6 protein-coding genes are annotated in these 15,566 nt (G+C 35.5%); 5 read left to right on the top strand and 1 reads right to left on the bottom strand.

The genetic code is table 11. The annotated features are described in order from the left end of the window. Nucleotides 1-60: 60 nt before the first annotated feature. The gene (locus AC5ZCW_RS21690; protein WP_496121702.1) at nucleotides 61-2,673 is read right to left on the bottom strand and encodes a beta-glucosidase; all 2,613 of its coding nucleotides are present in this window, start codon (nucleotides 2,671-2,673) and stop codon (nucleotides 61-63) included. A 330-nt stretch (nucleotides 2,674-3,003) separates the two neighbouring features. On the opposite strand from AC5ZCW_RS21690, the gene AC5ZCW_RS21685 reads away from it, so the two are divergent. The 5 genes from AC5ZCW_RS21685 (at nucleotide 3,004) to AC5ZCW_RS21665 (ending at nucleotide 15,475) form a co-directional block, all read left to right on the top strand. After that, on the top strand, nucleotides 3,004-7,338 hold the full coding sequence (locus tag AC5ZCW_RS21685) for a hybrid sensor histidine kinase/response regulator transcription factor (protein ID WP_496121700.1): 4,335 nt from the start codon (nucleotides 3,004-3,006) through the stop codon (nucleotides 7,336-7,338). Between the two features lie 413 nt (nucleotides 7,339-7,751). Continuing rightward, nucleotides 7,752-8,507, top strand: a complete 756-nt coding sequence (locus tag AC5ZCW_RS21680) for a hypothetical protein (RefSeq protein WP_496121698.1) — start codon at nucleotides 7,752-7,754, stop codon at nucleotides 8,505-8,507. A 163-nt stretch (nucleotides 8,508-8,670) separates the two neighbouring features. Next, nucleotides 8,671-11,892 carry a SusC/RagA family TonB-linked outer membrane protein gene (locus AC5ZCW_RS21675; RefSeq protein WP_496121696.1) on the top strand — a complete coding sequence of 1,074 codons (3,222 nt, stop codon included), beginning with the start codon at nucleotides 8,671-8,673 and terminating at the stop codon, nucleotides 11,890-11,892. A gap of 25 nt (nucleotides 11,893-11,917) precedes the next feature. Continuing rightward, the gene (locus tag AC5ZCW_RS21670; RefSeq protein WP_496121694.1) at nucleotides 11,918-13,813 is read left to right on the top strand and encodes a RagB/SusD family nutrient uptake outer membrane protein; all 1,896 of its coding nucleotides are present in this window, start codon (nucleotides 11,918-11,920) and stop codon (nucleotides 13,811-13,813) included. Nucleotides 13,814-13,825: 12 nt separating this feature from the next. Further along, nucleotides 13,826-15,475 (top strand): DUF5123 domain-containing protein, encoded by a 1,650-nt coding sequence (locus AC5ZCW_RS21665; protein WP_496121692.1) that lies wholly within the window; start codon nucleotides 13,826-13,828, stop codon nucleotides 15,473-15,475. Nucleotides 15,476-15,566: the final 91 nt, after the last annotated feature.

Below are 15,566 nucleotides of genomic sequence, written 5' to 3'. Positions count from 1 at the left end.
GGTTTGGTTTATTGTAAATACTAACAATAGTAAATAGTTAGTATTATAGTTTGTAAAAGCTTAATTTTCAAGAGTTATGGTTTTTCCGTTAAAATTTATTCTTCCGCTTTGAATGTCATTAGATCCATCTGGTTGTTTTCCTCCAACAAAAATGGTAAACCAGCCAGGTTCTACAACTCTCTGTTTTTTCTTATTGATCATAGAAAGCTGTCTTGGAGTAATGGTAAAAGTAACGGTCTTTGTTTCTCCTTTTTTAAGATGAATTCGCTCAAAACCTTCTAACTGGCATATCGGACGTGGAGTTGAGGCTTTTTCGTCTTTAATGTACAATTCAGCCACTTCATCTCCATCGCGTTCCCCTGTATTGGTTATGTCAACAGAGACTTTAAAATTTACATCAGAATTGAAATCTTTAGGAAGATGTAAATTAGAATATTTAAAAGTCGTGTAGCTTAAACCAAATCCGAAAGGATAAAGAGGTGTTTTATGAAAATATCTATAAGTTCTGCCTTCCATATCATAATTTTCAAATTTAGGAAGCTGATCTACAGATTTGTAATATGTTACAGGAAGTCTTCCAGCTGGATTGTAATCTCCAAAAAGAACATCTGCAATTGCATTACCGCCTTGCTGCCCTGGATATCCCGCCGTTAAAATAGCAGGCAGATTATCATTGGCCCAATTTACAGAAAGTGCACTTCCATTAATTAAAACTAAAACAACAGGTTTACCGGTAGCTTTAACCGCTTTCATAAGTTCTTCTTGATTGGCGGGAAGATCCAAACTTGTTCGGTCACCACCATTAAAACCATCCGCTTCCACTTTCATTTCTTCGCCTTCAAGACGCTCATTAAGCCCTAAAACAAGAACTACGGCATCTGCTTGCTCTGCTGTCTGGACTGCCTTTTGCAATATGTCTTCTTCAGGTTCTGCCCATAATAGCTGTGCAATGGCATCTCCATAGAAGTTCTGGTATTTAACTTCTATTTTATATTTTTTGCCTGCCTCTAAATCTATTTTCTGCGGACGAAAACGAGGATGATGATTATTTTTTCCTCCAGTAGTTTTTCCGCCTTCAATTTCAACAGTCATAAAAGGTTTCGACCATTCTGAAATATTGTAAGTTCCCGTTTTAGGAACCGTTAGATAACCAGTCCATTTTACACTATAGTTGCCCATTTTCAAACGAGGATCAGGAGTGTTGATGTCCCAATGAAAATCAACATTGTCGTCTATACGAGTGAAAAGAGGTATTCCGTTCCATTCACGGTTGGCATAATATTCTCCAATTAAACCTTGCGTTCCGTTTTCATTCTGGAAATATATTGATGGTATAATTTTCATTTCAGGAACTCCTTTTGCTAAATCAGTTCCTTTAGCATATAAAACTTTTGCATTTGGCTCCAATTTATTCTGAATTCCTTTTAAAACGGTAACAGGATTACTTGGAACTCCGCTATAATTTCCCCATAAAGATTGAATGTCATCAGCATTTGGTCCAATAACAGCAATCGTTTTGATATCTTTAGAAAGCGGCAATGCGTTATTTTGGTTTTTCAAAAGAACAATGCTTTTTTGCGAAGCCGTCCTGGCTAGAAAATCGTTTGCCGCATTATTGTTTACTGAAAATGGAATTTGCGCAAAAGGAACAATCTCATCTGGATCAAACATTCCTAACTTAAAGCGAGCAGTAAATAAACGCTTCACGGCAGTATCAATGTCTGCTTCAGCAATTAATTTACGGTCAACAGCTTCTTTCAGAGATTGGAAACTGCTTCCACATTCTAAATCTAAACCATTTTTTACCGCCAATGCAGAAGCACTTGCGGCATCATTTGTTATTTTATGATATTTCCAAATATCCGTGACAGCGCCACAATCAGATACGATATAACCCTTAAATCCCCAGACATTTCTCAAAATATTGAAAAGAAAAGGGCTTGCACTGGCCGACTCCCCTCTAAAACGGTTGTACGCGCCCATTACAGAATAAACATGCCCCTCCTTTACCAAAGTTCTAAAGGCAGGAAGATAAGTTTCATAAAGATCAATATCGCTCGTATTCGCATCAAAAAAATGGCGGGACGGTTCTGGACCAGAATGCACGGCATAGTGTTTGGCTGTAGCGACTACTTTTAAATATTTTTCGTTATTGCCTTGAAGGCCATTTACATAATTAAGACCTAATTGGCTTGTTAGAAACGGATCTTCCCCATACGTTTCATGTCCGCGTCCCCAGCGTGGATCGCGAAATATGTTCACATTAGGTGACCAAAAAGTCAATCCCTGATACATTCCGTGCTGTCCTCTTCGTAGATATTCATGATGTTTGGCACGAGCTTCATCAGAAATTGCGTTTGCAACATCCAATATCAACTGGCGGTCCCAAGAGGAAGCAATTGAAATAGATTGTGGAAAAACAGTGGCAAATCCTGCGCGAGCAACGCCATGCAGCGATTCGTTCCACCAGTTGTATTCTGGAATTCCTAAACGGTCAATTGCAGGAGCAGAATCCATTAACTGATTTATTTTTTCGTCTAATGACATTCTCGATACCAAGTCATTGACACGCTGTTCTGTTGGCAGATTTGGATTTTTGTACGGAAAACTTTCTTGCGCAAAGGTGGTTATAGCAAAAAAATGTAACGCAATAACTATGGATTTTCTTTTCATAGGTTTTGGATAGTATTAGGTTTATTATTTTTTGATTCGCTGTTTTTACAACAGGAATACGAATGAGCAAACATCAATAGTAAAGCAAAAAGCTATTTTGTTTTCTGCTGACTTACAAAATTAGATTTTTATACCTCTAAAGTTGGGATAAATTACTAATTAAAGTATGCTATAAAGCTTTACATTAATAATTTATGATTTTTGCTCAAAATGAAGAAGGGAGACAAATTGCTATTTTTATGGTGGTATTTTGCTGCAATAGTCACTTCTCCTAGGTTAGGAAAAGAATTTTGATATTTTTGTGATCTACTTAATTTTATAAAGTTTTAAATGAAAAGAAATCTACTCGTATTTTTTTTTTGCTGGATAGGCGTTTTGTGCATCGCACAGCCTTCTGGTACATTGACTCATTTTGCAAACGATTTAAAGTTAAGGCAATCTCGTATTCTTGATATTCAGCAAGACAAAAAGGGATTTATTTGGCTCTCTACTTTTAACGGATTGATTCGTTACGATGGAAACACATTTCAGAAATTTAGAGTAAAACAAAACAGTTCACTGAATTTAATTTCCAATCGCGTTTTTAAATTTAAGTTTGATAATAGCGACCGAATTTGGATTCAGTCTGAGAAAAATGATATTTATTATTTTGATACTCGCGAGTTAAGTTTTCATTATCCAATTGAAGTCGTGCCCTTAAAGACTGCAAATATTGCATTTGTAGATTTTAAGGTAATGCCTTCGGGAAGAGTTTGGCTTTTTCCCGAAGAAAAAAATTATGTGATTGCTTTTGAAAAAAATAAAGAAGTTAGGAAAATTGCCTTTGATCCAGCAAAGCGCTGTGGAAAAATCCGTGATATTTTTGAGGATAAACAGGGAGCAACCTGGTTTTTTACCGAAGCAGGCACTTGCAGATTAGACAAGTCTGGTAGAGAGCCTCAATATTTCTTTTTTAATGGAAAACCTTGTTTGTACAATTCATTTTTAGAAACCAAAGAAGAGATCATCTTTGGAGGAAACAATGGAGAACTGGCACGTTATAATAAAAAAGCAAGTACATTTTTTGACTTTCTCCTTGATATTAAGCAAGATATCATTTATACCGAACTTGTTGCCAATACTAAAATGCTTATAATAACGGCAGGGCAGATTTTTTATTTTTATGATCTGAAAACAGGAAAGTTAGATGCATATAATAGCAAAACTTTAGCGGGATTTCCAAATAAAAAAATCAATTATTTAGGCTCAACACGTTCCAGACAATTTTGGTTTGAAGCTCAAGGAGAAGGTGTGTTTCAGTTCGATCTGCTGACCAAAAAGATCACGCGTATGCTTGTTGATTACAGTGATTCTGCAACAGCTGGAGGGCAAAGGAAGAGTTTTATGATTACTTCTCCAAATGGAACGGTTTGGATACAATCTGGAAATGCTCCATTTTCTTATTGGGATGAAAAAAATAATAAACTTTCTTCTATCATTAGATGCATTAACGAATCAAAAGAGTCGGTTTCAGATTTAATGCATACGGCAATGTTTGACAGACTAGGAAATCTTTGGTTTTGCTCTTTTAAACAAGGACTAGATTTGGTGACTTTTAGCAACAGCAATTTTTCGACTCTAAACCTCGATTCTTCAAATGATCATCATAAACACAATGTGCGAAGTTTGATGAAAGATAGCAGAGGGAATCTTTGGGTTGCAAGCCGAAAAGAGAAAATCGCTTTGTTTGACAGTCAAAAAAAGAAAATCGGATTTCTGGCTTCTGACGGAACATTATCCTCTTCAGGGCCGGGTTGGGGAGCCGATATTTACAGTATGCTTCAGGATAACAAAGGCAGAATTTGGGTAGGAACTAGAGGAAACGGATTATTTTGCCTATCTCCAACTGATCAGTCTTTTAAATATAAAGTTGTTCATTACAAATACAATGAAAATGAAAATGACAAATACGGTTTAAACTCAGATGATGTTTTTAAAATCTTTCAAGCTTCAAATGGACAGATTTATATTGCAACTTGGGGTGGCGGGGTCAATATTATTCGTGAATCAGGCGGCAGAATTCAATTCATTAATTTTAAAAATGAATTAAAAAACTATCCAATAAAAACAGCAGATAAAGTCCGTTCGATTGTAGAAAACAAAGACCATAAGATATTTTTTATTTCATCCTATAAATTGTTTTCTTTTTCAGAAGATACTAAATCGACAAACAAAATAAAATTTAATGAATATTCTCAAGTTTCAGGAAACGATATTTTGGATATTCTAATCACCCATGACAATCAGATGGCATTGGCAACCAACGGCATGGGATTGATAATGGCAGATTTAGATAAAAAAGGACAATTGAATGTTAAATCTATTTGGAATGAAATGGTTTCTTTTCCAGTTGAAGGAGTTGTAGCCATTCAGGAAGATAAAGCGGGTAAAATCTGGCTCATGAGCGACAATCAGATTGTTCGTTTTGATCCTAAAAATAACAGCGCCGAAACGTTTCCAGAATTAAAATCAATTATTGGAACCGAGATATTTTCTGAAGCAACAAAATGCGAACTTTTAAATGGAGAAATAGCTGTAGGATATTCTAATGGCGTAATTTATTTCAAACCAGAAAATATAAAACCTTTCCATTTTAAACCTTATTTAGCGATTTCTGGATTTTTGGTGAATAATAAAGAATTACACGAAATAAATCCTGAAACTCCAAAAAATCCTGATTTGCTGGAAGAAGTTACGCTGGAGCACAATCAGAATTTTTTCAGAGTGCAAATTTCGGCTTTGGATTATTTAAAAAGCGAAAATATTGTATACCGCTACAAATTGGAAGGTATTGATAAACAATGGAACTACATTAAAGGCGGACAGTCTATTAACTATACCAATTTGGGCAGAGGAAGTTATACGCTTTTGGTTTCTTCTACAAACGGACATAATTTATGGATGAACAATGAAAGGCGAATTAAGATCACGATTCGACCTTCGATCTGGGGAACTAATTTTGCTTATTTCTGCTATTTAATATTAGCTGGAGGTTTATTTTTCTTAACAAGAAGAGCCATTATTACTATTTTAAAACTTCGAAATGATGTGAAGCTTGAAAAGCAAATGAGCGAATTGAAACTAAAATTCTTTACTGATATTTCGCATGAAATTCGCACGCCGCTTACTATGATTGCAGCACCTTTGGAAGTGATGCTTGCAGATGATGATTTGAAAGATACTGCAAAAGGACAGCTGCGTATTATTGAAAAAAGCAGTAATAAATTATTGAACCTCGTCAATCAGATTTTGGATTTGAGAAGAGTTCAAGATAAAAAACTGGCTATTCGCGAAATCAATCTGGGAGAATTCGTATCTCAAATGTGTGAGGATTTTAGTGAGATGAGTACGCAGAGCAATATAAATTTGAAAGTTGATATTAATTCTTCAGAATCAAAAATTTGGGTAGATCCAGACAGTTTGGATAAAATTTTAATCAACTTACTTTCTAATGCTTTTAAATATTGCAACAAAGGAGATTCTATAGAGGTAAAAGTAGAAGAATCTGAGAAACATGTCTTTTTAACTGTAAGCGATAATGGACCAGGAATTAGTCCGACACTTCAAAAAAGGCTATTTGTGCGTTTTTCAAATTACAATGAAAACTTTTCTAATCCGAGTACAGGTCTTGGACTTTCTATTATTAAAGATATTGCCGATAAACATGGAGCTGAAATTTTAATTGATAGTATTCAAGGAAAAGGAAGCAGTTTTCAAATTGCATTTTTAAAAGGTTATCAGCACTTCAAAGACGATGTTGATATTTTATTGGAAGAAACGGAAGAGCATTTTTCTGATGAAATAAATCAAGATTTCGAAACGGAGCAAGAAGCAATAATTATAGAAGAATCTGCTAGAGAGCATCCAATTGGACTTGTTGTAGAAGATGATCCAGAATTGCGCGCCTTTATTGTTTCTATTTTAGAAAGCGATTATACGATTTATACTGCCGAAAATGGTGATGGAGGTTACATAAAAGCAGAAGAGATTTTGCCAGATTTTGTTATTAGCGATATTATGATGCCAGAAAAAGACGGAATCGAAATGCTGAAGTCCATTCGAGATAATCTAGCAACCAGTCATATTCCTGTTATTTTACTTAGCGCTAAATCATCGATTGAAAGCAAATTGGAAGGTTTAGAATATGGAGCAGATGATTATGTGACCAAACCGTTTAATGTCAGTTTGTTAAGAGCAAGGGTAAAAAATGTTCTAGATCAGCGTGCTCGTTTGCAGCAATTGTTTTCTAGCGGAAGCACAATCGAAATTTTCAAAGAAGAACCGCTTCAAATATCCAATAAAGACCAGAAATTTATGTTTCAGGTTATTGAATTCGTTAAAGAAAATATGTCAAATTCTGATTTTTCTGTTGACGAATTGGGGAAATTAATGTGCATGTCACGCGCTAGTTTTTTCAATAAGCTCAAAAGCATTACAGGTGCTTCTCCCGTTGTTTTCATTCGAGACATGCGATTAAGTGAAGCTGCAAGACTTTTGAAAGAAGATGATTTATTGATAAAGGAAATCTGTTTTGAAGTAGGTTTTAATGATCTAAAATACTTCGGAAAATGTTTCAGAGCAAAGTACGATCATACTCCAGCAGAATACCGCCGACAATTTAATTGATTCAGTTATCTAAATAAAGACTATTTATATAGGAGCCTCATTATTTTAATGAGGCTTCTTTTTTAAAGAAAATAAAATAATCAAAAATAAGTCTTTAAATAAGCCATTACGATATCTCTTTTTATTGATGCTGTTTTTTTTGCATTGTATAAAAAAAAGTAAGAAAATTTATTGAATAACTGTTTCTGAGTGCTTAAATAGCGATTTGTACCATTTCGAAAAGCAAAAATTACCCCATTATCAGATATGCGATTTCTAGTTTTGCTTCATAATCTTGATTGATTTTTAACTAACTAACCTTAAAACCAAAATTATGAACCAAACTAAATTTAACATTCAACTGCCTATTTTGGACTGTAGTCCTAAATATGAATCAAACAGAAAATTTTCATCGTTTTTAAATTTTTAGAGATATGAAAATGATCAAAAATATGATTCTTGGAGCGGGGATTTTTTTTCTTCTTAATTCTTGCTCTAGTGACGACCTTAAATATGAAAGCCATACAGTTAAAAAACTAGATTTTCAATTAAACGGAGAACCTTGGAATTTAAACGTAGGCATTTCAACCAGACCTGTTTTTGTATATAAGGAAAACGGAGAATATTTTGCGAACTACAGTTCGCTGTATCCTTTTTCTTTAGACGATGGAAAATACAAATTGATAGCAACAGATTATCCAGAGCAAATGGTTCCATCTCCAACGAACCTTAACGAATTAATTGTTCCGCAGCCTGCATTGGCAAACCAGCCAGTAAATTTATCAGATGCGATGCCTTACGCTTCGCCATTTGAAGAACCATTGACGCTGAATATTGTTACGAGAACAGGAATTCTTCGTTTGAAGACTTTAGACATTGTGGCCGATAAAAGTTATACCACAATTAAGACTACAGTTTTGGTGAAGCGAAGTGGCTACAAAGTGGTCGACGGAACTTACATAAAAGAAGACATGTTTGTAACTAGAAGCAAAGCAACAACAAGTGGAGGGATAAACTACACAGATGATTTTGTTTTATTTCAAACAGGAGAAGAGGCAAATAACGTTCGTGTTAAAATAGAATGCCTCAACCAGAATATGGAAGTTGTGAAAACAAAAGAATTGCAAGGAACTTTTGCTATTGAAGGCAGTAAAGTTACAAGTGTCGACTTCCTTATAAACGAACCTTGATAAACTTCTTGTCAAGATAAACTAAAACCAAATACTATTAGCCGCCATTGAATTTACTGAAACGTAAATACGATAGCCATAGAAAGTTATAATCTGAGCTTTGCTATGTTTTATCTAATAATTCAAACAAAGGCTTTTAATCAAATAAAAAAATATTCTAGTTATGACTATAAAAAAATATATCTGGAGCATTTTAGCCGTCCTATTTTTGGCAGGAGGTGCTTATGCTCAGAAGCGTGTAACCGTGAGCGGTTCGGTTAGAGATAACATGGGAGGTATTCCTGGCGCAACAATTATGGTAAAGAATGAAAAAACCAATGGAGTTACTGATTTTGATGGGAAATTCAGTATAACAGTAGCAGATCCAGAAACAGCGGTTTTGATTATCAAATTTGTTGGTATGAATGATGAAGTAGTGCCATTAAAAGGACGCGTATCTGGAATTACAGTAACAATGAAAGAATCGAATAGCGAGTTAAATGAAGTTGTTGTAATTGGTTACGGTACGCAAAAACGTAAAAACTTAACTGGAGCAGTTGCCAGTATAAAAGGTACCGAATTGGCAAAAGTACCAACCTCAAACGTAGCTGAAGCCTTGACGGGAAGACTTCCTGGAGTGCAGGTTACAACGGTTGATGGTTCGCCAGGATCTGAAGTAAAAATTAGAGTTCGTGGAGGAGGGTCTATTACAGAAGACAATTCGCCATTAATTTTGGTTGATGGTTTTGAGGTTGCCAACTTAAATGATATTCCGCCAACAGATATCGAATCGGTAGAAGTTTTGAAAGATGCTGCGTCTACAGCCGTTTATGGTGCAAGAGGAGCAAACGGAGTTATCATCGTTACAACTAAAGTTCCAAAAGCTGGAAAAGTTTCGGTAAACATTCATAACTATACACAAATTAAAACGCTTGCCAATCACTTGGATGTTATGGATCCTTATGAATTTGTGATGATGCAGTACGAGTTTGCGCGCAAGGGAACTTCTAATCCAACTGCATTTTATAATATGTATGGCAAACCAAGCGAATTTTACATTTATAAAGGAAATAAAGGTACAGATTGGCAAAATGAAATTTTCGGAAGCAATCCAATTGCAAGATACACAGATGTTAATGTAAATGGCGGAAGCGAAAAAACGAAGTTCAAATTTACGTTTGTAAATCAGGATCAGCCTGGTGTTTTGGTTGGAACAGGTATGCGTCAGAATTATATTTATCTGATTTTAAATTCAAAATTAACAGACAATCTTACGTTCGAATATCAAACCCGTTTAACGAATCAAACCATAGACGGTTCAGGAACAGATGGAGTGAGCTTGCTTAGAGCTTTACGTGAGGCGCCAACAGGAGGTTTAGAAGATTATATGACTTTACCTGAAGATAATACTTATTTTGATCCAGACGATTATGAAATTAAACCTCGTTTTAATCCATTCGAAGAAGCAGAGAAAAACTATCGTAAACGTACTACGAGAATATTTAACACTACTGGAGCTTTAACATGGACAATCAAAAAAGGATTGACCCTTCGCTCTTCATTCGGTTACGAATATAAATATCAGGAAGATGGTCGTTTCTGGGGAACAGATACTAAAACAGCATTAGAGAATAACAATATGCCTCTAACATATTGGTCTATGACCCAATCGCCACGCTGGCAGCTGAATAACGTATTGAACTACGGGTTTAAATTAAAAGAGCGCCACGATTTTCAATTGATGGTTGGACAGGAAATAAAAGATCAGGAAAGTTCAATTAAGTTTTTTCGTACCCGTTATTTCCCTGAAGATATAACTGGAGAAAAAGCTTTAGACAACCTAGCTTTGGGAACTCCTTTTGATAATGGTTCAAATGCAGAATCTCCAAATAGAATTTCGTCGTTTTTTGGAAGAGCGAATTACGGTTATGACGATCGTTATTTATTTACGTTTACAGTGCGTACCGACGGTTCTACAAAATTTGGTCCAGACAATAGATGGGGAGTTTTCCCAGCGGGAGCTTTTGCTTGGAGGGTTTCGAATGAAAGTTTCCTAAAAAATAGCGAAACGGTTTCGAACTTAAAACTTCGTTTGAGTTATGGAGCTTCGGGTAACGATAGAATTAAAGGCGATTTATATGCAAAATATTACGGCGTATCTAGAGATCGTTCTGTAGGATGGGGAGAAGAAAACCATTACTACTATAATTTTTATAATGACAAATATCTGAACAATCCAAACGTAAAATGGGAAACAACTTATACGGCAAACGTAGGTCTAGATTTTGGGTTTTTCAAAGAAAGGCTTACCGGAACTTTAGATTTCTATCACAATAAAGTAAAAGATTTATTAGTGCCATCTGATATTGCTTCCGTTTCTGGTTTTACCAAAATGATGACCAATGTTGGGCAGACTTCTAATAGAGGTGTTGAATTTGCAATTAACGGAAGTGTAATTAAGAAAAAAGATTTTCAAGTTGATTTGACTTTTAATATTGGTTACAACAAAAATAAAATTGACAAACTAGCGAGCGGCGAACAAGAATGGATTTTAAGTTCGGGCTGGGCAGGAACACAATTGTTAAATGACGATGATTATCGTGCTTATGTAGGCGGAACAAAAGGCCTGATTTATGGTTTCGTAAACGACGGTTTCTACACAATGGATGACTTTGAATCTTTTGATGCAGTAACTAAAACGTGGAAATTAAAAGAGGGTGTTGCCAATTCAAAAAATCTTTCGGGAGATCCAGTTCCAGGAAATGCTAAATTTAAAAAACTGACTCCTGTTGATCCTTCAGACCCAAATAGCTATGTAATTGGAGATAAAGACAGAAAGGTTATCGGAGACACAAATCCTGATTTTTCTGGAGGTTTTGGTGTAAATGCGATTTGGAAAAATTTCGACTTGACCGCATTTTTCAATTTCATGTCAGGGTTTGATGTATACAACGCCAATAAGATTATGACGACTTCTTTCTTCCAGAACAACCAAAACAATTTCAGTATGGATGTAGGATTGAACAATCGTTGGAGAAATTATGATGACATGGGCAACGATCTTCGCTATTCGCCTGAACAGCTGGCAAAACAAAACGAAAATGCTACGATGTGGAATCCTGTTTCTATTGGACGTCCTATTGCTATGTCTTATGCAGTTGAAGATGGTTCTTTCTTGAGATTAAACACTTTGAGCATTGGTTATACCATTCCAAAACAAAACAGTTCAAAAGCAGGATTCAGCAGAATTAGACTATATGTTACAGGAAGCAACTTATTTGTTTGGACAAACTATTCAGGATACGATCCAGACATCAATCTGGAAACAGGATTAACACCAAATATTGATTACAATGCTTATCCAAGAACGCGCAATTATGCTTTTGGAGTGCAATTGTCATTTTAATTAAACAATATTAAATCTCACAAAGATGAATAAAAAGATAATATTTAGTTTGCTGCTAGTTGTTGCGCTGTCTTTTACAGCCTGCGATGAATATCTAGATGTACAGCCAGGATCTGGCTTTACCCAAGCAGAAGTTTTTAAATCAGAGAAAGACATTCAGTCTGCGGTTGCAGGTGTCTATACGCTTATGCTGACTGATGATGCTTATGCTAACCGTCTTGCTTTTGTTTTTAATATGAATACAGATGTAGAAATGTCTGGCGTTTCGACCAATACAGTAAACGGAAACGGTTCTGATATTGCGTGTTACGATCCAAAACCATATTGGACTACTTTAAATGGTACTTGGAGTGCGATGTACAAAATAATCAATACTGCCAATGATGTAATTGAAGGAATCGAAAGTTCTGATTTGTATAAAGCAGATCCAAAAAATGCTCCTTCTACTATTATGCAGATGTATGGAGAGGTAAAAACAATTCGTGCAATGGTTTATTTAGACATTATCCGTATTTGGGGAGACGTTGTCTTTCGTACCAAATCTTCAACTGGTGATGAGAATTTTGCTGTAGGAACTACGGATCGAAATGTGATTCTTGAATTTTTAATTGACGATTTAAAGTCAGTTGAGCCTTATATGAAAAATGCAAACGAATTGGATTATGGAGTGGAACGTGCTTCTAGAAGTTTCAATCAAGGTTTGATCGGATTATTGGCGCTTACAAGAGGAGGATGGACGCTTCGCCCAGACGAAAACAATCCAGCAAGTATTGGGCACATGGAAAGAGGAAAAAATTACGAGGAATATTATGATATCGCAATCCAATATTTGGAAAAAGTGATTTTAGGCAGACAGCATGATTTAAAATTGAGTTATAGAGATTTCTGGATGAAACAGAATAATTGGGAAACACCAGTTAATGACGACGTTATTTTCTCAATTCCGATGCTGAAAAACTCTACAGGAGAGTATGGATATCTTGCTGGAATTCCGATTGCAGAGGGGAATCATCCTTACGGAAGCGCTTCTGGAACTCTTAGTTTATGCGGAGAATACCTTTATTCATTTGACAATAAAGATTTAAGAAGAGATGTTACCTGCGCTCCGCTTTCTTATGATCAAAACTTAAATCAGGTAATTCGTCTGGATTTGGCACGTTTGGCAGTGGGAAAATGGTCTAAATTATGGATGAATGATCCGTTGGGAAGCACGAGCCAGAAAGGTACGGGAATCAACTATTCTTGGATGCGTTTTGCAGATGTATTGTTAATGTATGCAGAAGCGGTGAATGAACGTTTTGGACCTCGCGAAGATGCACGTGAATGTTTGAGACGTGTGAGAAGAAGAGCTTTCGCTCAAGCAGATTGGGCAACTAAAGTAGATAATTATGTAATGTCTAAGTCATCGCCAGATTTATTCTTTAAAGCTATTATGGACGAGCGTAAATGGGAATTTGGTGGAGAAAGCAAACGTAAATTCGATTTGGCCCGCTGGAATAAATTCAGCGAAGTGATTTACAATCAATATTTCAAACTGTATAATTGGGGACGTGTAGCCAATGGAGCTTATGTGGCTGGAATTGATCAAGTTCCGGGAAGTATTTATTACAAAAATATTCCAGATCCTATTAACTCAGGTAGAACAATCTTAGATATCAAAGGAATTGATGAAATTTTACAGGCTCGTCCTGCGGGTTATACAGAACTTCCGTTTGCAGTAAGCTGGTATTCATTAAACAACGAAACAGCAAGTTACGAACCAAGAAACGATATCAAATGGAGTTTTAGAGGATTCATCAATTACAACAACGCTTCATCGGTATCTCCAACAGATCCATTACGTTATTTATGTCCGTATCCTTCTAAGGTAATTACAGACCATAGAGGAGCTATTCAAAATTATTATGGATTTAATTTTTAAATCGAGCCAAGCATGAAAAAATTTAGAAAAATACTTTATATATTATCTCTTCTTGGTATCATTGCCTGTGGAGAAATGCTGATATCTTGTGAAAACGATGAGTTTAAATATCCGCAAGAACAAGATCTGTTTCAGCCAAAATTTGTACTTACAGCTCCTTTAGTAAAAGGCAACTCAATAGCTATTGTATGGTATAAAGTCAACGATGCGAAATCTTATACCGTAGAGTTGCATTTAGACAATTATTATAAAAGTTTGTACAAATCGTATACAACGACAGAAACGCAGCTTTTGATGGATGATATTCCATATAAAACCCAGTTTTATATTAGGGTGAAATCTAACCATGTAATTGATGGACATAATTCACAATGGTCCTATACCAATGCTTTAACAGAAGAGCGTCCGCCGTTTGATCCAATTTTGCATACAGTAGAAAAGGTTAATATTACAGAAACTGAAGTTACAGTAAACTGGGATATTTCTCCTCAGAATCCAGTAGACAGTATTTCTGTTTCGCCTGCACAATCTGCTGAAATTCCTGCAATTGGTCGTAAGCTAACTTCTGCGGAAATTGCTAAAGGAGAAGCAACAGTAGTTGGCTTAGAAAAAAACACATTGTACAATGTAAATATTTTCGACAACAACAAACCAAGACGTTACGATAAGCCTTATAATCAGGTTTCTTTCCGTTCGGCAGGTCCTTCAACATCAACTATTATTGTAACAAAAGGAATGGACTTAGATGCTTTATTGAGAACAAACAATGATGATCCGACCATTCCAGAAGGAACAGAATATTTCCTTGAAGCAGGTTCATTGTTTAAAATTACGCCTTTTACCATTTCAAAAGGATTTAAACTTACAGGAGGAACTGAAGGAGAACGCCCTCAGATCGAAATGAACGGAAACTGGAATATTGCAGAAGGTTCTTATTTATCAGAATTGGCTTTTGAGAACATTCGTTTTTATCAGACTATTGATGCAAGTTATTTCTTTAATAGCGGAACAGCTTGGAAATTAGATAAAATTACTTTCTACAATTGTGTTTTCAATTATTTCAAACGTGGATTCTGGAGACATCAAGGAAACGGAAAATACAAAGAAATTGGTGAATTTGATATGAGCTACTGTACGTTTGATCAGGTTGGAGGACACTCAGGACCATACGGAACATTTGTATTCGGTTCTGCTGGAGCTGATAATGTGAAGAAAGCCAAATTCTCAAACTGTACTTTCATGAGAGATTATTATCAGACAACAGACAAGAATCGAAACTTTAAAAACCTGTTTGATTATGGCACATCGGCTTATCCAATTCAATTAGAATACCAAAATATTACGATTTATGATTATGCATATAATAGGTCATTAATCAATATTCCGAATGCTGTCGGATCTACTTTAATCTTTAAGAATGTGTTATTGGCATCTTCTTGTGGTAAAGTAATTCAGGCAATTGCAGCCAATACACCTGCAACTTACGGAAACAATTATACAACAACAGATTATCTATTAGGTGCTGCTGCAATTCAGGGAACCGATCTGGGTATAAGTGCACAAAATTTATTTGTTGATCCTGCAAATGGCAATTTGATGATTAAAGATCCAAATTCTCCAATTGTAACCAATAGAGTAGGAGATACAAGATGGTTGCCTTAAGTTTTGTTAATTAAGTGGTTTCAGTACTTTCATGAAGTATCCTTGTGGTTGAGGATACTTCAGTGTACTGTATTCCCGAGATTAATAAAAG

This window comes from Flavobacterium sp. PLA-DH12 (genome assembly GCF_059511845.1).
The sequence above is the reverse complement of the archived record's forward strand: the minus strand, read 5'-3'. Positions and strand labels throughout refer to the sequence as shown.

Coding starts and splice junctions, on each gene's coding strand:
- AC5ZCW_RS21685 (WP_496121700.1), top strand. CDS start 3,004: ATGAAAAGAAATCTACTCGTATTTTTTTTTTGCTGGATAGGCGTTTTG.
- AC5ZCW_RS21690 (WP_496121702.1), bottom strand. CDS start 2,673: ATGAAAAGAAAATCCATAGTTATTGCGTTACATTTTTTTGCTATAACC.
- AC5ZCW_RS21665 (WP_496121692.1), top strand. CDS start 13,826: ATGAAAAAATTTAGAAAAATACTTTATATATTATCTCTTCTTGGTATC.
- AC5ZCW_RS21670 (WP_496121694.1), top strand. CDS start 11,918: ATGAATAAAAAGATAATATTTAGTTTGCTGCTAGTTGTTGCGCTGTCT.
- AC5ZCW_RS21675 (WP_496121696.1), top strand. CDS start 8,671: ATGACTATAAAAAAATATATCTGGAGCATTTTAGCCGTCCTATTTTTG.
- AC5ZCW_RS21680 (WP_496121698.1), top strand. CDS start 7,752: ATGAAAATGATCAAAAATATGATTCTTGGAGCGGGGATTTTTTTTCTT.